This window comes from Sorangium sp. So ce1036 (assembly GCF_051369805.1).
Lineage (GTDB): Bacteria > Myxococcota_A > Polyangia > Polyangiales > Polyangiaceae > Sorangium > Sorangium cellulosum_F.
In genome coordinates this window covers 1,066,813-1,085,651 of record NZ_JBBMOX010000002.1, presented here as the reverse complement: position 1 = coordinate 1,085,651, position 18,839 = coordinate 1,066,813, and the positions used below count along the sequence as shown (strand labels likewise).

Genomic DNA, 18,839 nt, shown 5'->3' with positions numbered 1-18,839 from the left:
TCGACGCCGAAGACCGCCGCGCGCCGCGGCGGCCGCCTGGCCGCCAGGGCCGCCGGGCGGCCGGCCGGCCCTGGCGGCGCCGCCCATGACCCTCGCCGCCCGCCTCCTGCTCGCCTTCGGGGTCGTCGCGATCATCGCGACCGCGTTCGTCGGGCTGACCCTGCGCGAGGCGTCGCGCGAGATCATCGAGAGCGGCTTCGCCGATCGGATGGACGCGGCGCACGCGGGCGTCCGGCAGCAGCTCGCCGCCGAGGCCGACGCGCTGCGCGATCTCCTGCCGCCGATGTGCCAGCACGACACGTTCGTCGACAAGGCGCACATCGAGCTCGAGCGGGCCAAGGGCGATCCGAACGCGATGGATCCGCGCAGCCGCATCGCCCTCCGCCGGCAGGTCCCGAGCCAGGCCATGGCGCTGCGCCTCGACGAGCTGACGCTCGTGACGGCCGACGGCAGCATCCTCGCGGCCGTGGACGCCGCGCGCATCGGCACCCGCGACCGCCGGCTCGCGGCGCTCATCCGGGCGCCCGGGGGCGCGCCGCGGCTCCGGCCGGCGCGCGCGGGGGGCGAGGCGTCGCTGGAGGTCCACTGCGCCCTGTCGGCCCACGGGGTGACGCTCGGCCTCGTGGGCGCGCGGCGGATCGGCCCGGTGCTCGCGCGGATCGGCGAGGCGTACGACGTGGAGCTCTCGGCGGCGAGCGAGGGGGAGCCCGCCCCGCGGGGCGGCGAGGCGGAGGTCGCGCGGCTGCTCCACTTCGCGGAGATCCCGGGCCTGCACGTGGTCGCCTCGGTGTCGCGCGAGCCGCTCCGGCAGGCGCTCGCCCGGCTGGACCGGTCGATCGCCCTGACCGGGATCACGGTGCTGACGATCGCCCTCGCGATCGCGGTCGTGCTGGCGCGCAGCCTGTCGCGGCCGCTGGTGGCGCTGGCCCACGAGACGCGCGAGGTGATGAGCGGCGCGCCGCGGCGGGTGGAGGGGCGCGGCGGGCGGGAGATCGCGGACCTGGCGGCGGCGTTCAACGCGACCATCGACGAGCTCGCGGCGATGCGCAAGCGCCTGGCCGCGACCGAGCGCATCGCGGCCCGCCGCGAGGTCGCGCGCCAGATCGCGCACGAGATCAAGAACCCGCTGGCGCCGATCCGGGCCGCGGTGGAGACGCTGCGGCGGCTCCGGCAGCGCGACGACCCGGCGTTCGACGACTACTTCGAGGAGGCGACGTCGACGGTGCTCGACGAGGTGCACCGGATCGCGAACATCGTGACCGAGTTCACCCGGTTCGCGCGCCTGCCGCCGCCGAACCTGGAGCCGGTCGATCTCGTCGCGATCGCGCGCGGGGTGGTCACGCTGCACGCGGCGCCGGCGTCGGGCGACGCGACGTCGGGCGAGGCGGCGTCGGGGGGCGCGGGCAGCACGGGCAGCACGGGGGGCACGGGCGGCGCGGGGGGCACGGGCGGCGGGAAGCGGCCGCGCGTGGAGCTCACGGCCGACCCGATCCCAAAGGTCTCGGCCGACCGGGACCAGATGGTCCAGGTGCTCACCAACCTGGTCCAGAACGGGCTGGACGCGGCGGGCGCGGTCCGGAGCGACCCGCGCGTGACGGTGACGATCGGCCCGCTGCCGAACGACCGCGTGCGGATCGTGGTGCGCGACAACGGCCCGGGCGTGGCGGAGGAGATGGTGCCGCGCCTGTTCGAGCCGTACGCGACCAGCAAGGAGACGGGGACGGGGCTGGGGCTCGCGATCGCGCAGCGGATCGTGTTCGAGCACGGGGGGGAGATCGGCTACCGCAAGGCCCAGAAGGGCGGCGCGGTGTTCGAGATCTGGCTGCCGGTGGCGGGGCCGCCCCTCCTGGAGAAGCCGCCGGGGGACACGACGCTGCGGCCGCGGGGGCCCGAGGCGCCGTGATCCCCCGGCCGGGGGGCTAGCGGGGCACGTTGTCGAACTCGCAGGCCGTGCTGCAGCCGTCGCGGTTCTTGTTGTTGCCGTCGTCGCACTCCTCGTAGGCGGACTGCAGCCTGCCGTCGCCGCAGTAGGGGCCGTACACGCAGCCCGGCGCGCACTTGCCGTAGCCGCCGGTGTTGTTGCCGTCGCCGTCGTCGCACTGCTCGGGGCCGTTGACCACGCCGTCGCCGCAGCGCGCGCCGACCTGGCAGCTCGGGCCGCACTCGCCGTAGCCGCCGTCGTTCACGCCGTCGTCGCACTGCTCGCCGGTCTGCACGACCCCGTCGCCGCACTGGGCGCCGAGGCGGCAGTTGTCGCTGCACCCCTCGGCCTCGTTCGGCGGATCGCACTGCTCGCCCCAGTCGTCGTCGACGCGGCCGTCGCCGCACTGCGCCGCGGGGGTGCAGTCGGGGAAGCAGCTTCCATAGAAGCCGTCGTTCACGCCGTCGTCGCAGGTCTCGGTGCCGTTCACGCGGCCGTCGCCGCAGTACGGCCCGTACGAGCAGGTCTCATCGCAGCCGTTGTACTCGCCGGTGTTCTGCGCCTCGCCGAGATCGCACGCCTCGTCGTCGGGCTGCACCACGCCGTCGCCGCAGCGCGGCCCGTGCAGGCACATCGGCCCGCACTCGCCGTAGCCGCCGTCGTTCACGCCGTCATCGCACTCCTCGCCGTACTCCGGCTGCGTCACCGAGTCGCCGCAGAGCGTGCCGAGCTGGCAGCTCGAGCAGTTCGGGTCGTCCGGGTCGTCGCACTCCTCGCCCCACTCCGCGTCGACGCGGCGGTCGCCGCACCGCGGGGCGCTCGTGCAGTCCGGGTTGCAGGTGCCGTAGAAGCCGTCGTTGGTGCCGTCGTCGCACTCCTCGCCGCGGTCGATGTTGCCGTCGCCGCAGCGGGGCCCGATCTCGCACGAGGTCGTGCAGCCGCCGTAGCCGTCCGGCGTGTTGCCGTCGCCGAGATCGCACGCCTCGAACGGCGCGTTGACCTGGCCGTCGCCGCACCGGGCCGGGAGCACGCACCCGGGCGCGCAGGCGCCGGAGGCGTTGGCGTACATGCTGTTGTTGACGCCGTTGTCGCACTCCTCGGGGCCGTTCCTCACGCCGTCCCCGCAGTAGGGCCCGAGCTGGCAGTCGTTGCACTGGCCGTAGCCCGACCCGTTCCTGCTGCCGTCGTCGCACTCCTCGCCCAGCGTCACGACCGGCGGGTCGACCCCGCACTGCGGCGTGCAGACCGAGGTGCCGGCGCTGAAGCCCGCGAGCGTGAGCTGGTAGTTCGACCCGGTGACGTGGCGCTCGGCCTGGAACACCGCGATCTCGTAGACCCTGCCGTGCTCGAGATCGAGGTCGACGAGGTAGGGCGTGCGATCCGGGCAGCTGCCCTGGGTGCAGGGGGTCACCCGGGCGGTGCCGTCGTCGAGGATGGTCACGCTCTCTTGAAGCTGCCCGTGAATGCCGCCGATGTCCGCGGTCAGCGTGTTCTTGATGAAGACCCAGACGTCGTCGTCACCGTAGAACGTGAGCACCGGATCGTTGGCCGCGTTGTTGTCCGAGTTGAACTGGAACCAGTAGCGGACCTCGCTCGTGAAGTAGAAGTTGTGCTGGCCTCCATCGCCGGCCTGCGTCCTCTCCAGTCCGGCGGAGACCAGGCTCTCGAGCGCGGTATCCGGGACAGGCGGGTTGAGGTCCAGCGGCCAGAACGGGTTCCGCTCGTAGACGAAGGTGCCGGGGTTCACCTCGTCCAGCGCGATGGTGGTGAAGAGGGTCCTGTTGAAATTCGGGTTGTCCCGGTACCACCACTGGAAGTTGTCTTGCCCCGTGGTCCAGCCGTTCGTGGCGCTCGGCGTCAGGGGGCCGGCGCCGTGGGCGTTCACGGGCTTGCCGTCATCGTCGAGCGTCAACAGGACCGTTCCGTCGGTCTGCGTGATGTTGCCGGTCGGCGTGATCTCGAAGTCGAGGTGCCCGCGGAGATCATCGGCCTGGTCGGCGTCGCAGGCGCTGTTGGCCGTGGCGCTGAAGGTGTTGCCCGTCGGGCAGTAGCCGATGAAGTCGCGCAGGACCATCGGCAGCCGCATCTCGGTGGGCTGCGTGGTGCAGACGTAGCCGTCCTCGACCTGGCAGTCGGCGGAGCAGCCGTCGCCGCTCTCGGTGTTGCCGTCGTCGCACCGCTCGTTGGGATCGCCCGGGAGGAGGATGCCGTCGCCGCACCGCGAGGTGCACGCGCCGGCCGCGCAGTCCGGCTCGCCCTTGCAGTCCGGCGTGCAGCCGTCGCGCCAGTTGCCGTTGCCGTCGTCGCAGACCTCGGTCCCCTCCCGGATGCCGTTGCCGCAGACGGAGAAGCCCGTGCAGTCCTGGGGCTCGCCGTCGTCGCACACCCGGCCCGGCTCGATCCGGCACGACGCGTCGCAGCCGTCGCCAGAGAAGACGTCACCGTCGTCGCACTGCTCGTTGCCGCGCAGGAGCCCGTCCCCGCACACGGCCTTGCAGGGGAAGCCGACGCGCGAGCAGTCCCAGCCCGGCTCGATCGTCTGGCAGTTCGCGCTGCAGCCGTCGCCGCCGGCCGGGGGCTGGCCGTCGTCGCACACCTCGTCGCCGCCGATCACGCCATCGCCGCACACGGGCGGCGCGGGCGGGGTGCAGGGGCCGCCGGAGGGCGGGCACGTCCAGCCGGCCACGATCCGGCACTGCGCCGTGCAGCCGTCGTCGCCCGCGGTGTTGCCGTCGTCGCACTGCTCGCCGGCCTGCACCGCGCCGTCGCCGCAGAAGGTCTTCCGCGTGCACGGCTGGTTCGGCCTGCAGACCCAGCCCTCCTCGAGCTGGCACTCCGCGGAGCAGCCGTCGCCGCTCTGCGGCGGGTCCTGGCCGTCATCGCACCGCTCGGTGCCGTTCACGCGGCCGTCGCCGCACTTGTAGATGAGGATGCACGGCTCGCCCGGCTCCGGGCACACGTACGCCTGATCCCGCACCTTGCAGTCGGCGCTGCAGCCGTCGCCGTCGGCCGCGTTACCGTCGTCGCAGAGCTCTCCAGGCTGCACCACGCCGTCGCCGCACTCGATCAGCCGCTCGCACGGCTGCCCCGGGGTGGCGCAGTTGTAGTAAGGCTCCTGCCGGCAGAGGCTCGAGCAGCCGTCGCCGCTCGTGGTGTTGCCGTCGTCGCACCGCTCGCCGCCCTCCCTGACCCCGTTGCCGCACACCGGCAGCTTCGAGCACGGCTGGTTGGGCGTGCTGCACTGGAAGCCTGGCTCGCGCTTGCAGTCCGCGCTGCAGCCGTCGCCGGACACGGGCGGGTCCTGGCCGTCCTCGCACTCCTCCGAGCCGTTCACGCGGCCATCGCCGCACCGATACAGCAGGATGCACGGCTCGCCCGGCGTCCGGCAGACGTACGACGGATCGACGTGGAGGCAATCGGCGCTGCAGCCGTCGCCGTCCGCGGTATTGCCGTCATCGCAGAACTCGCCCGGGTGGAGCTCGCCGTCGCCGCAGGCGATGGTGAGCTCGCACCGCTGGCCGGGCGTGGGGCATCGCCAGTACGGCTCGACCTGGCACTGGCCGGAGCAGCCGTCGCCGGGCAAGGTGTTGCCGTCGTCGCAGACCTCGGTCTCCTGGTTGATCGTCCCGTCGCCGCAGGCGGGGTCGGGAGGCAGGTAGCAATCGGGGGGCGCGTCCTCGACGTCGCAGGGATCGGGCTCCTCACCGCCGCTCCCGCCGAAGCCACCAAAGCCGCTGCCCGTGCCGAAGTCCGGCACGCCGCCCGCGCCGCCCGAGCCGTCGCCCGAGCCGCCGGAGCCCGCGGTGCCCCCTCCGCCGGGGCCGGTGCCGCTGGTCGTGGGCGAGGAGGCATCCCCCCCGCCGCAGGCGGCAGTCACCTGGAGCAAACCCACCACCAAAGCCAGATAAGAGGTTCTCAAAGCCACGGCCACCTCGTCGGCGCGCGTTGCGCTCTCCTGAAGCAAACGGCGCCGTTCCGCACCTTATCGCGAAGGCGCGCCGCTTCTCTAGCCGGAAATTGCGCGCCGTGCAGGACTCGACCCGTGCTCCCGCGGCCTTCGACAGCCTCGCGACGGGATGACGCACCTGACGCAACGCAGGGTGGGGACCTGTCCGCGTCCTGAACCCTGAAGATGCGAGTCGAATCGAGCGCGGCGAGGGGTCGCGCTTGACATCCGCTCGCCTGCTGCGGATCGAGCCGCCTGGGGGCCGGAGCCGGGTGGTGGCAGCCTGAGGAGAGGGAGCGCCGCGGCGGTCACTGCCGGTGAAGCCGGTGCGGGGATCGAGCAGAGCGCGCGAGCGCGCCGCGCTGACGTCCTTGCGCTTCGAGCGCCGTTCCGTTGTACCCTCGCGGGATCCGACATCGTCCGCGCGGCCGCTCCACGAGCGTCGCGACGGACCCTCGCCAGGGGGTGAGCCCATGAGCGCCGACGTCCTCTCCATGCAGTGCGCATCGCTGCCGACCGCCCGGGTCATGGGCTTCAAGGGCACCGAGGCGCTCTGCCGTCCGTTCGAGTTCGAGGTGCTGTTCACCGTGCCCGCGGGCACGGACGTGCGCGGCGCGGTCGCCGCGCCCGCGACGCTCGCGCTCCAGCGCGGGGGCGACGCGGCGCCGATGTGCTGGCACGGCGTGTTCGTGCGCCTCCGGCTGCTGCGCGAGTCGGCCGACCGCGCGCTCTACCTGGGAGCGCTCGTGCCCAGGCTGTGGCTCCAGCGCCACTCGGTGCGCAGCTTCGTCCACACGAAGAAGAAGATCGACGCCTTCGTGACGGAGACGCTGCTCCACGGCGGGCTCGCGGCGAGCGATCTCCGGTTCAGCGTCGACGCGGACCGCTATCCGGAAGAGGAGTTCGTCTGCCAGTACCGGGAGAGTCACCTCGATTTCGTCCATCGATGGCTCGAGCGCGAGGGGCTCTATTATTACTTCGAGCACCCGGTCGATGACGGCAGCGTCGAGATCATGGTCGTCGTCGACAGCAAGGAGCAGCACGAGCCGCTGAGCGGGCGAGGCCGGGTCCGCTATCACCCGCACTCGAGCGCCGACGTGTCGGCGGGCGAGTGCTTCTGGGAGGTGCACGTCGATTTCAGCTCGCTGCCCGCCGCGGTGCACATCAACGATTACAACTATGCGAACCCGTCCGCGCCGGTGTCCGGGGAGCACCCCGTGTCCAGGAGCGGCCGGGGCGAGGTCCGGGAGTACGGCTACCGCGTGTTCACGCAGGACGAGGCGGCGCGGCTGGCCCAGGTCAAGGCGCAGTCGCTCGCCTGCCGCGAGCTCACCCTGCACGCGACGGGCAACGCCACGGGGCTGCGGGCCGGGTACGTCTTCGAGCTGGAGGACGGACCGTCGGACTTGCCCGTCCGGTACCTGGCCGTCGAGGTGCGGCACGCGGCCGCGATCACGGGCGGCTCCTTCGACGTCGCGCGCACCACGGGGCTCGACCGGGGCGAGACGTACCGTGTCGAGGTCGTGGCGATCCCGGCCGACGTGCAGTTCAGGGCGCCGCAGTCGACGGCGTGGCCGCGCATCTACGGCTTCGAGAACGGCGTCGTCGACGGCCCGAGCGACAGCCAGTATGCGCAGATCGACGACATGGGGCGTTACCTGGTCCGCTTCAAGTTCGACGCGAGCGACCTGCCGGACGGCGCCACATCGACCTACCTGCGCATGATGCAGCCGCACGGGGGCAGCGTCGAGGGGTGGCATTTCCCGCTGCGCAAGGGGACCGAGGTGATGGTGTCGTTCCAGGGCGGCGACCCGGACCGGCCCGTGATCGCCGGCGTGGTGCCGAACATGCACCGGCCGAGCACCGTCACGAGCCGCAACCTGACGCAGAACGTGCTGCGCACGGGCGGCAAGAACCACATGGTCGTCGAGGATCTCGAGGGCAAGCAGCACATCGATCTGTACACGCCGGTGGGCGGGACGAACCTCCACCTGGGCGGGCCCACCCATCAGGCGTTCATCGCGCCCCCGCTGACGCCGGACGCGAACCCCGCCATCCGGGGGGTCGACTGCATGTTCTACGTGTACACGGACGGCAACGCGGGGTTCAACGTATGCGGGGAGTGGTGGCAGAACGTCGGCGGCAAGCTCCGGCTCGATGTCAGCGACGACGCGATCATTCATTACGTCGGGATTCACACGCTCAACGTGGACGGGGACTCGAACGAGTTCTACAACAGCCACCAGAACATCAAGGTGCGCTCGGGGCGCACCGACACGGTCGAGGCGGGCGGGGTGGAGCAGCATATCCACGGGGGGCTCACCCAGAGCATCGAGCCGGGCGGCAAGCAAGAGGTGACAGGGGGCTGGACGCACAAGGTCAGCGGGCAGAACCACGATGACTACGGGGAATGGAAGACAGACGTGGGCAAGACGTGGACGGCCACCGTGACCGGCAACATCAGCATCGAGAGCAAGGCAGGGGGAATCGTCATCAAGAGCCCTAACGAGATCACGCTCGACGCCCCGAACGTGAAAAACAAGGCCCACGGCCAGTGGTTCAAGGCGACGGCCGCCTCCGTGGAGCTCTACGGGACCAAGAACTCGGCGGGGATCCACAAGTTCGACGGGGCGGGGATCGCGATGAGCGTCAACGGGCAGAAGCTGGAGGCGACCGTCAGATCCATGGCGGCGACGGGCACGAAATTCGAGAAGGTAGGACAGGCCATGTCCATCGCGCAGCTCAAGGTCGACCTCACGCGCGCGAAGTGCTCGTGGGAGAAGCACAAGCTGGAGGTCGACGACCTCACCTTCGCCAAGGGCAACTTCGAAGCCAGGGCGAAGGCATTCCTCAAGCTCGGCTAGCCCCATGAAGGTCGTCAAGCCCGCCAAGATCCCCGTTCTGACGCGCGTCGTCGAGCTCGGCCGCCACCCCTTCTTCCACGCGGCGGGCATCATTGCGTTTCCGCTCGGCGCTCCCCGAGCGCTCCACGACGAGCTCACGTTCTGGCGAACCACGGCCGCCGCGCTCGGCGAACGGGGCATCTTCGACGAGGGCTTCGCCCGGGTCCGCGGCGAGCTCCTCGTCGCCGGCAGCTTCTTCGCCCCGGGAGGCACGCCGCTGCCGGCGTCCTACGTGCGCGCACGCGTCGGCGCGCTCGACAAACGCCTGGCGGTCATCGGCGATCGGTTCTGGCGCGATGACGTGCCGACCCCGCCGCAGCCGATCGCGACGCTGCCCATCGACTGGGCGCACGCGTTCGGCGGCCCCGGGGTCGACAGCAATCCGCACGGCAAAGGAGCTGCGCCCATCACCATGAACGGGCACACCGTTCATCCCCTTCCGAACATCGAGCGCTACGGGGCCATGATGCGCGCGCCCTCGGAGCGGCCGGAGCCGGCGGGCTTTCTGCCGATGGACGTCACCTTCGCGCAGCGCCGCAAACGCGCCGGGACCTACGACGAGCGCTGGCACGAGGAGCATTTCCCAGGATTGCCACCGGACGCGGAGCCGACCTTCTTCAACGCCGCGCCGGAGGACCAGTGGCTGGACGGCTTCTTCCGCGGGGACGAGGAGTTCCTCGTCGAGAACATGCACCCGGACAGCCCGCGCATCGAGGGGCGGCTTCCCGGGCTGGTCACGCGCTGCTTCGTCACCCACCGCACCCCGGAGGGGGAGCGCTTCGTCGAGCTCCCGCTGCGCTGCGACCTGGTCTGGCTGTTCCCCTCGGCGGGGCTCGGCGCCGTCGCCTTCCACGGGGCGATGCGGATCGCCGAGGACGACGCGGCCGACATCGTGCACCTCGTGTGCGCGTGCGAGGAGCCCGCGGCCCCGCGGTCGTTCGAGCACTACCAGCAGGCGCTCCGGCGCCGGCTCGACAAGGACCAGGCAGCGGCCGATCTCTCGGACGCCGATCTCATGCCGCCGCGCGGGTCGGGCGTTGTGCCCGACCTCGGAGGGTCCGACATGGGCCGGTGGGTCAAGAGCGAGCACCTCACCGAGAAGAACGTCCGCCGAGGGCAGGAGCGCATGCTCGCCGCGGCGCGCGCGCGCCTCGAGGCCGAGGGGCTCGACCCGGACGAGCACGGCGCAGCGGCGCTCCCGCCCGAGCCGGCGACGCCGCCCGCCGACGATCCCGAGGCCCTCGCGGCGCGTGTGCAGGAACAGCTCGCGCGCATGGACGATGAGGTCCGACAGCTCGAGGCCCTGGAAGCCGAGGGCAAGGAGCAGGCGCGCAGGCTCTATGCGGAGGTGGGCAAGGACCTCGACGAGGTCATGGCCGAGGCGGCCGGGGCGAGCGCCGGCCCGCCCACGTTCCGCGCGGCGGATCACCTCGCCCGGCTGGGTGCGATGGCCGCGGAGGCACGCGCCGAGGGCATCGTGCTGGAGGAGCTGGAGCAGCGGATCGCGGACCCGCGCACCTCCGCCGAGCTCGAGCAGCAAGAGGAGGGGATGCGCGAGATGTACCGGCGCTTTGCGCATCATCAGCCTGCGGCCGCGGCGATGGATCCAGGCGCCCTGGCGCGAGCGCGCATCGTCGTCGAGCTCGCGCTCGACACCGGAGAGTCGCTCGCACACCGCGATTTCACAGGGGTGAACCTCGCCGGGATGCGCCTGTCCGGCGTCGATTTCTCGGGCGCCTTCCTCGAGTCCGCCGATCTGTCGGGCTGCGACCTGTCGGGCGCGAACCTCGAGGGTGCGGTGCTCGCCCGGGCAAACCTGCGCGGCGCGGATTTGCGCGGGGCCCGGCTCCGCGGCGCGAACCTCGGCGGCGCCGCGCTGCACGACGCGGCGCTCGATCGCGCCGACCTCGGAGACGCCGTGCTGAACGGCGCGGATCTCGCCGGCGCTCGCCTCCCCGCCGCGAACCTCACCGGCACCGACTTGATGGAAGCCAAGCTCGGCGGGATCGATCTCTCGGGCGCCGTGCTCGCGCAGTGCACGGTGATCAAGGCGGATCTGCGCGGGACGCGCTTCGCCGGCGCGGACCTCTCGGACGCGACCTTCGTGGAGTGCACGCTCGACGGGGCCGACCTGTCGCGCGCGACACTCCAGAAAGCCACGTTCGCGGGGTGCACCGGGACCTCCGTTTCGTTCCGGGGCGCGCGATTCCGCCAGGGCATCATCGTGCACGGCTCGTCGTTCCCTGGCGCCGATTTCCGTGATGCCGACATGGAGAAGGCGAACCTGCGCGGCACGGCGCTTCCCGGCGCGCGCTTCGACGGCGCGAACCTCGCCGGCGCCGACCTCTCCGAGTGCGACGCGGAGCGGGCGAGCTTCGAGACCGCCGTGCTCAAGGGGGGGCTGCTGATTCGCACGAGCCTGATTGATGCGTCGCTGGAGGGCGCGAACCTCATGGATGCGCTCGCCTCCAAGGCGCGGCTCGCGGGGGCCAGGTTCACCGGGGCCAACCTGTTCCGCGCCGATCTCTCCCGTGTCGTCGGCGACGGGCGGACCACGTTCGCCGGGGCGGAGGTCGGACACGTGCGCTTCCTGCCGAAGGCCGATGTCCCGCCGCGAGGTGACGCGTGAACCGGGACGAGCTCCTCGATCGGGTCCGGCACGGCGAGCCGGTGCGCAGCGAGAACCTGTCGCACCTCGAGCTCGACGGCGTGGATCTCTCGGGCGCGCTGTTCGAGGACGTGCGCTTCCCGAGGTCCCTGCGCGCCGCGCTCCTCAAGGAATCGATCTTTGTCGGCTGCGACCTCGGCGGGTGCGACCTGAGCTCCGCCGACCTGCACCTCGCGAGCTTTCACCGCTCGAGGCTCGCAGGCGCGCGTTGCGATGACGGCAAGCACATCGCGGCGAGCTTCGTGGAGTGCGACGCCGAGGGAGCCTCGCTCGTGGGCGTCGAGGCGCCCATCGTGACCTGGGTGAGGACCTCGCTCCGGGGCGCATCGTTCGCGGGCGCGAACCTCGACCGCGCGGACCTGATCGAGATCGACGCCGACCGGACGAGCTTCGCCGGCGCCAACCTCGAGAAGGCGACCCTGTACCGGGCCGATCTGCGAACGGCCGACCTCGCCGGCGCGAACCTTGCGCTGACGACGCTCGTCGAGGCCAAGCTCGGGCCGAAGCGCTTTGCCGACACGAAGCTCTTTCGCACGCAGTTCATGAAGAGCGATCTCGCCGGCGCGAGCTTCGCGGACGCCGACTGCGCGCAGTGCAACTTCATGGGCGCCGACCTGCGCGGGGCGACGTTCGCGGCTGCCCGCGCGCCGCAGTGCTATTTCGGCGAGGGCCGGCTCGACGGGGCGAAGCTCACGAACGGCGACTTCCGGCAGGCGATCTTCGAGAGGGCGGAGCTGCGCGAGGCCGACCTGTCGGGGGCGGCGCTGGAGGAGGCGTATTTCGGCCACGCGCGCGCCCTCGGCGCGCGCTTCTCCGGCGCGAGGCTGAGAGAGGCAGATTTCTCGCATGCCGACGTGACGGGCGCCGAGTTCGACGGCGCCGGCCTGTACCGGACGAAGTTCCACCGTGCCAAGCGCGAAGGCGCCGCCCTGCGCGGCGCGCTCCTCGCGGGCTGGCTGGGGGACGACGAGGAGCTGGCCAGGGCAGAGGCCTGGCAGCCCAGGCGCGGCGCGGCAGGGTGAGAATGGACAAGCGCCAATCCGGCCGCTCCTCGCTGCACCGCGCGCTCGACAAACAACGCACTCCATCGAGGCCATCATGAAAGCATCAGGAACCTGCCCCAAGTGTCAGTGCAACGTCCTGTGGTACGTTGCCGACGTCGCAAAGAACACGGAAACTGGCACGGCGCAGCAGCAGCCCACGTTCCAGCTTGCAGTCATTGGCCTTGGCGAGAAGGGTTGCGCCGGGAAGACCGAGGCCTACGCCTGCCAGCAGTGCGGGTACGTCGAGCTCTACCTCAAGGAGCGGCTGGCGGTGGACGGCCAGCATGTGTTCGAGCGGCGACCGCCCCCGGGCTCCCCTTATCGCGGCTGACACTTCCTGCAGGTGGTAGACTACAGGAGAAACCGCGGAGAAGTCCTGTCGAGCGCGGGCGAGGGACAGGGAACGTGGAGAGAGGGGTATCATCGTGACAGCCGCAAAGAAGCTTGCCAGGCCGGAAACCTACCTCGAAGCAGGCCGCGTCGAGCGGGTCGGCGAGGCCGTCGTGGTGCGCCTCGCCTCGGGCAGCTTCGAGGCGAGGCGCGCCAAGAGCTGCCTCGTCGCGCCCGAGGCCGGCGACAAGGTGCTCTGCGCCGTCGAGCCGGAGGGGGTCTATCTGCTGGCCGTGCTCGAGGGCCGCGGGGGCGCGCCGACGAAGCTCGCGACCGACGGCGATCTGGAGGTGCAGGCGCGGGGCGGGCGGGTCGCGGTCTGCGCCTCGGAGCGCGTCGACATCGTGGGCGCGCGCGAGGTGGCCGTGACGGGCGCCGAGGTGCACGTGCGCGCCAGGAAGGGGTCTGTCGCCATCGAGGAGCTCGGCTTCTTCGGCCGGCTCGTGCAGGCCGAGGTGGCCAGGGTCGCCCTGGTCGCCCAGGAGGTCGACTCGCGGCTCACGAGGCTCACGCAGCGCGTGAAGAGGGTGTTCCGCTTCGTGGAGGAGCTCGACCAGACGCGCGCAGGAACCGTCGACCTGCGCGCCGAGAGCCTGCTCGGCCTTCGCGGCGAGAACGCGGTCATCTCCGCGCGTGTGCTCGCCAAGATCGACGGCGAGCAGATTCACATCGGTTGACCCGAGCGAGACAGAAGGAGGCTTTCGATGCTGGCAAAGAGCTCTGCAGGCGGCCTGTGCATGGCGTTCCCGGACGTGTGCCTCACGCCGGCCCCGCCGTCGCCGTCGCCCGTTCCCGTTCCCTACCCGAACGTCGGCCTCGATCCGACCAACACGGGGTTCGTTCCTCACGTGCTGCTCACGTGCGCGCCGGCGCACAACATGTCCTCGCAGCCCCCGCTCACGAACGGCGACAACGCCGGGGTCGCCATGGGCGTCGCCTCGGGGACGGTGATGGGGCCGGCGCGCACCGTGACCGCCGCGTTCACCGTGATCGTCGGGGGAATGCCCCTGGCGCGGCTCACCAGCATCACGGTCCAGAACAGCACCAACGCGCCCGGCGCCAAGATCGTACCCAGCGCCACCAACGTGCTCGTCCTGGCGCCGTGAGCGCATTGCGCCGGGCGAGGTGACGGTGCGCGTCGCGCCGTCACCCGCCCGGCCCCGCCGCGGTCAGCGGTACGGCGTGCCGGCCGCCCCCCCGTCGGCGTAGCGAACCTCGGGTCGCCACGGATGCGCCGCGAGCCGGGCGAGGGCCGTCTCGACGGCGCGGTCCCGGTGCCCACCTGGGGACCGCGAAGCAGCCGCACGCCGCGCGCGCCTGCCCTGGCGCCCCTTTCTTGCTCGCGCATTGAAGTCCGAGATCACCGCGCGATAACCTGCTCCGGTTACGCATCGCCCTCAGCCAAGGAGCGAAGATGAACCCGGAACCCAAGAGAATGAATGACCTGTTCGCCGAGGCGAAGCCGGCCCTGCTCGAGCTCCCGTCGGAGTCGCTGGTGCAGCCGCGCGTCTCGCGCGAGCGCGCGCTCCAGCTCACCGCCGTGCTGCGACAGGAGTTCGCGCCGCTCGTGCCGTCGCTCTCCGAAGAGCTCGGCCCGGCCCGCGCCAGGAGGCGCAAGGCCGATTTCGAGGCGCTCGAGCCGCGCGCGCTCGTGTTCTATGCGGCGGATCTCGCGGTCGATGTGCCGTGGACCTCGACCCAGAAGGAGCGGCGGGCGGCGCTCGCGCGCAAGGTCCGCGAGCACGACGAGCTCCTCTCGGCGTGGGCCGTGCCGCTCTTCCGCAAGAATGACGAGGCGAGCGCCATCGTCGCCGACATCCTGCGCGGCAAGGGCATCCGCGACGACGCCGAGGACACGGTCCGGCTCGTCGCGCTGTTCCGCAAGCACTGGACCGCGGCGAAGGGCCAGACTCCCATCAAGCAGAGCACGCTGGACGAGGCGGAGGCCGACGCGACGGAGCTGCTCGGGCTGCTCGACGCCGGCGCAACGTCCGCGAAGGGCTCCCCTCGGGATCTCCGGCAGCGGGCGTACACCCACTGGCGCAGCGCCTACCTCGAGATCTACCACCTCGGCCGCTACCTGACGCGACACGACCCCGCGGCCATCGAGCGCTTCCCCGCCGTGGCAGCCGAGCGCACCGCCGCGCCGGCCGAGCGCGACGCCGCACAGCCCGAGCGCCCCGCCGCCCAGCCCGAGCGCCCCGCCGCCCAGCCCGAGCGCCCCGCCGCCCAGCCCGAGCGCCCCGCCGCCCAGCCCGAGCGCCCCGCCGCCCAGCCCGAGCGCAATGCGACGACGCCCGCCGCACCGCCCGAAAAGCCCGCGCGCGCCGCATCCGCGCCGGCGGAAACGCCGATCGACGACAGCATCGACCCCGCCTGATCCGCGTCGTCCGTCGCCGCCCGCCGCTCGTGCTGCGGGCGCTCATCACGCACCAGTCTGAGCCCTCCGTGGCTCGCTCGGGACTCGCGGGATGCCGGAGCGCACAGGCGTCCCCCACCCCGTCGATCCACGGATCCCTTTCGGCGCCGGCCCGGGCGGCGACGCGCATCTGCGGATGCCCCGCCGCGCCAATGCCCGCGGCGACGCGCATCTGCGGATGCCCCGCCGCGCCAATGCCCGCGGCGACGCGCATCTGCGGATGCCCCGCCGCGCCAATGCCCGCGGCGACGCGCATCTGCGGATGCCCCGCCGCGCCAATGCCCGCGGCGACGCGCATCTGCGGATGCCCCGCCGCGCCAGCCGAGACGGCGAGGCGCATCTGCGGACGCCACGCCGCGCCAATGCCCGCGGCGACGCGCATCTGCGGGTGCCTCGCCCCCCAGCGCGGGCGGCAACGCGCATCTGCGGGTGCCTCGCTACCCCAGCGCGGGCGGCAGCGAGCCGGGCGGACGAATTCCCGCAAGAAGGAGGGGCTCTCTCAACGCCGGAACCCATGCCCTGGGTCGAACGGCGGATCGCCGGTCTGGATCTCGACCGCGACGCCGGCGGCCTTCTCAGCGCCGTGTTCGGAGCCCGATCGTCAATCGCTCACGCGCGCCGGGGATCTTCCGGGCTCACCGGCGCCGTCTCGTCGATGTCCTTCATGTTGGCGCCCGCGATCTTCGCCCTCCGCCGCGCGGCGCCGTGCACGTTCGCGCGCTCCAGGTCGGCGCCGCGGAGATCGGTCATATCGAGCCGCGCGTGCGCGAGCACCGCGGAGGCGAGGCGGGCCTTGCGGAAAGAGGCGCCGCCGAGGTCGGCGCGATCGAGCCGCGCAGAAGCGAAATCGGCGCGATCGGCCCTCGCCTCGCGCAGGTTGGCGCCGACGAGGGAAGCGCCCACGAACCGCGCTTCCTCCAGATCGGCGCTTGAAAGGTTCGCCGCGGAGAGGATTGCACCATCGCCGCGGGCGCGCGCGAGCCGCGCTCGCTCGAGGTTGGCCCCGGGCAGCGAGGCGCCACGGAGGTCCGCCTCCTCGAGCACGGCCTCGACGAGCTCGGCCCTGTCGGCGTGCGCCCTCGCGAGGACGGCGCGGGACAGATCCGCGCCGCGGAGGTCCGCCTCCTCGAGCGCCGCCTCGACGAGGCTGGCGCCCGCGAGGCGCGCGCCGCGGAGGTTGGCGCCACGCAGCGAGCATCGCGCGAGCGAGCGCCCGCTGAAGTCGAGTCCCGACAGGTCACCGCCCGACAGATCGTCGCCGTCGAGATCGCAGCCTCGAGCGAGCTTCGCCTCGGCACGCTTGCGCGCCTCGATCCCGGCGAGCGGCAGGTTCGCGGCCGGAGGCGCCATCTCGGCCAAAGGCGCCACCTCGGCCGGAGGCACCGCGTTGGCCGGCGCCGCCTCGACCGGCAGCGCCACCTCGGCCGGCGGCGCCACCTCGGCCGGCGGCGCCACCTCGGCCGGAGGCGCCACCTCGGCCGGAGGCACCGCGTTGGCCGGCGCCACCTCGACCGGCAGCGCCACCTCGACCGGCGTCGCCACCTCGACCGGCGGCGCCACCTCGACCGGCGGCGCCACCTCGACCGGCGTCGCCACCTCGATCGGCGGCGCCAAGTCAACCGACACGACGGCGCCCCCCTCGCGCCGCTTCCCGTCCACCAGCGTGCGCGGTTCCTGGAAGCCGCCAGGGTCCGCGGGGCGGATCAGCGGCGGCGCGGGCACGGGACTCCACGGCGCGCCCGGAATCGGCGGCTCCCCGCCCGACGCGCCCGTACCGGGCGCCGCGAGCGGGAACTGCGCCCGCTCTGCCCCGACCTGCGCGAGCAGGTCCTCGGGGATAGGCATCCTCTGGTCCAGCGGTCCCGTCTCTCCGCGCACCGCGAGCGCGGGCTGCGCCTGCGGAGCAGCAGGCGTATCGCGGAACGGGAGCACCGGCGTTTCCACCCTCCGGAGAGGGCCGGTCTCCACCAGCGCGAAAGGCGGCTCGTTGCGCCTCGGGAGAGACGTGGCCCGCGCCGGGCTCCGGGGCGTCACCTGCTCCCGGAAGAACGACACCGCGCCGGAGCCCGGCGCGACGGCGTCCGGGAGCGCCGCCCTGTCTGGCCCGCCGCGCGCGTGGGCCGGAGGAGCCGTATCGCCGGGCTGCGGCCAGGCGATGGTCATGGTCCGCGTCTCGACCCCCGCGAACAGGCGGATGTCCTTCAGGACCTCCAGGCGCTCGATGGCAAAGCTGCCGCGCCATACCAGCGAGGCGATCTGCCGATCGGCGTCGAGGACGAGCAGGTCGGCGCCGAGCGCGATCTCCTGGAATCCGCCCACCCCGGCGCCGTGGACGCGGTAGCGGCGCACGCGCGCCCGCGCCGACGGGAGCCGCACCTGGACGCGCGCCCTCCGGTCGCTCAGATGATCCAGGACGATCCACTCATCGCCCTGCAGAAAGGGGATCTGCTGATCGAACGGCGCCGGGTTGAAGGCGCGAAAGTCGAAGCCTTCGGGGACGTCGAGCACCTCTGCCTCCGCCGCGCCGGTGGGCACCGCGCGGATCGATCCGCGCTGCGCCGGGGGCGCCGCGGCGCGCGCCTCGAGGCCGCCGAAGAGCCGCCTCCGCAACGGCCAGTGCGGCGCGATCGGCCCGAAGCCGGCCGGCCGGTGAGGGCTCACGGGATGGACGAGGTTGGGGCGCATCGCGCCGGACCCCGGCGGTCGACTCCACCCGTCCGCGCGCGCGCCCGCGCCGGCGCCGGAGATGCCGACCGGGTTCCACGGAGCGCTGGGCCCGCCCTGCGCGCGCTCGTACACGAGCGGCATGCGCTGGAACGGACCAGGGCCGTCGCTGCCGGGCGCGGGGTCGCCGAAGACATGAATCGTCTTGTCGAGCAGCAGCGCGTCCCGGAAGAGCGCGAGCCGCGCCGACAGGGCCGCCACCGGCCCGGCCGGCGGCGCGTGGGCGTGCCCCGTGAGCACGACGCCCGCGCCCGGGAGGTACGGCGCGGTCTCGCTCGCCGATCGCAAGCTGCGCGAAGGATCATCCTCCTCGTAACGGTCCTCGCGCTGGACGGGCTCGGGCGCCGAGAGGGCCGCCTCGCCGTCCGCGCCGAGCGAGAAGGTCGCCTTCACGACGACCGTGACGCGCAGCACGCCGCCGGTGCGCCACAGAACCGAGCCGCACGCGACGGGGTTCAGGGCGACAACGTCCACCGGCCAGCTCGAGCGCATGCGCCCATCCTACGTGCTCGCGCTCCCCGGAGGGCCGCTCACGATGCGGCCGGGGGGACCTGAGGCAGGATGCGAGCCCCCGAGGCAGAATGTCTCGACGGCGCGCAGGCGTCGATCATCGACATCCCGTCACCAGGAGGACGGACACCGGATGATCGGCAGGCCAGCGACGGTGTTCGGCGGGACAGCGGCGGGACAGCGGCGGTGTTCGGCAGGCCAGCGGCGGTGTTCGGCAGGCCAGCGGCGGTGGCTCGGCGGGACAGCGGCGGTGGCTCGGCGGGACAGCGGCGGTGGCTCGGCGGCCGGCTCATCCGTGGGCGCGCCCGAGGCCGC

Annotated in this window: 10 protein-coding genes; 8 read left to right on the top strand and 2 right to left on the bottom strand. The window is 72.6% G+C overall.

Features of this window, described 5'->3' with window-relative positions; translation table 11 throughout:
- The first annotated feature begins 85 nt into the window (after positions 1-85).
- Positions 86-1,903 (top strand): ATP-binding protein, encoded by a 1,818-nt coding sequence (locus WMF31_RS41085; RefSeq protein WP_436607332.1) that lies wholly within the window; start codon positions 86-88, stop codon positions 1,901-1,903.
- A gap of 16 nt (positions 1,904-1,919) precedes the next feature.
- Here WMF31_RS41085 and WMF31_RS41080 read toward each other — a convergent pair whose 3' ends face one another.
- Positions 1,920-5,807, bottom strand: coding sequence for a DUF4215 domain-containing protein (locus WMF31_RS41080; RefSeq protein WP_436607331.1), 3,888 nt, complete (start codon positions 5,805-5,807; stop codon positions 1,920-1,922).
- A 533-nt stretch (positions 5,808-6,340) separates the two neighbouring features.
- Here WMF31_RS41080 and WMF31_RS41075 point away from each other — a divergent pair.
- The 7 genes from WMF31_RS41075 to WMF31_RS41045 all read left to right on the top strand — a co-directional run bounded on the left by WMF31_RS41075 (position 6,341) and on the right by WMF31_RS41045 (position 15,251).
- Complete coding sequence (locus WMF31_RS41075) at positions 6,341-8,731, top strand: type VI secretion system Vgr family protein (RefSeq protein ID WP_436607330.1); 2,391 nt, start codon at positions 6,341-6,343, stop codon at positions 8,729-8,731.
- Positions 8,732-8,735: 4 nt separating this feature from the next.
- Positions 8,736-11,399, top strand: coding sequence for a DUF2169 domain-containing protein (locus WMF31_RS41070; RefSeq protein WP_436607329.1), 2,664 nt, complete (start codon positions 8,736-8,738; stop codon positions 11,397-11,399).
- Positions 11,396-12,460: a pentapeptide repeat-containing protein gene (locus WMF31_RS41065; protein ID WP_436607328.1), complete on the top strand. Its 1,065-nt coding sequence runs from the start codon at positions 11,396-11,398 to the stop codon at positions 12,458-12,460. Before WMF31_RS41070 ends, WMF31_RS41065 begins: the two co-directional genes overlap by 4 nt.
- A 76-nt stretch (positions 12,461-12,536) precedes the next feature.
- The gene (locus tag WMF31_RS41060; RefSeq protein WP_436607327.1) at positions 12,537-12,812 is read left to right on the top strand and encodes a hypothetical protein; all 276 of its coding nucleotides are present in this window, start codon (positions 12,537-12,539) and stop codon (positions 12,810-12,812) included.
- A gap of 94 nt (positions 12,813-12,906) precedes the next feature.
- Positions 12,907-13,548 carry a DUF3540 domain-containing protein gene (locus tag WMF31_RS41055; RefSeq protein ID WP_129355896.1) on the top strand — a complete coding sequence of 214 codons (642 nt, stop codon included), beginning with the start codon at positions 12,907-12,909 and terminating at the stop codon, positions 13,546-13,548.
- A 27-nt stretch (positions 13,549-13,575) separates the two neighbouring features.
- Complete coding sequence (locus tag WMF31_RS41050; protein ID WP_436607326.1) at positions 13,576-13,977, top strand: DUF4150 domain-containing protein; 402 nt, start codon at positions 13,576-13,578, stop codon at positions 13,975-13,977.
- A 308-nt stretch (positions 13,978-14,285) separates the two neighbouring features.
- Positions 14,286-15,251, top strand: a complete 966-nt coding sequence (locus WMF31_RS41045) for a hypothetical protein (RefSeq protein ID WP_436607325.1) — start codon at positions 14,286-14,288, stop codon at positions 15,249-15,251.
- Between the two features lie 648 nt (positions 15,252-15,899).
- Here the strand turns inward: WMF31_RS41045 and WMF31_RS41040 are convergent.
- On the bottom strand, positions 15,900-18,506 hold the full coding sequence (locus WMF31_RS41040) for a DUF2169 domain-containing protein (protein WP_436607324.1): 2,607 nt from the start codon (positions 18,504-18,506) through the stop codon (positions 15,900-15,902).
- Between the last annotated feature and the right edge of the window lie 333 nt (positions 18,507-18,839).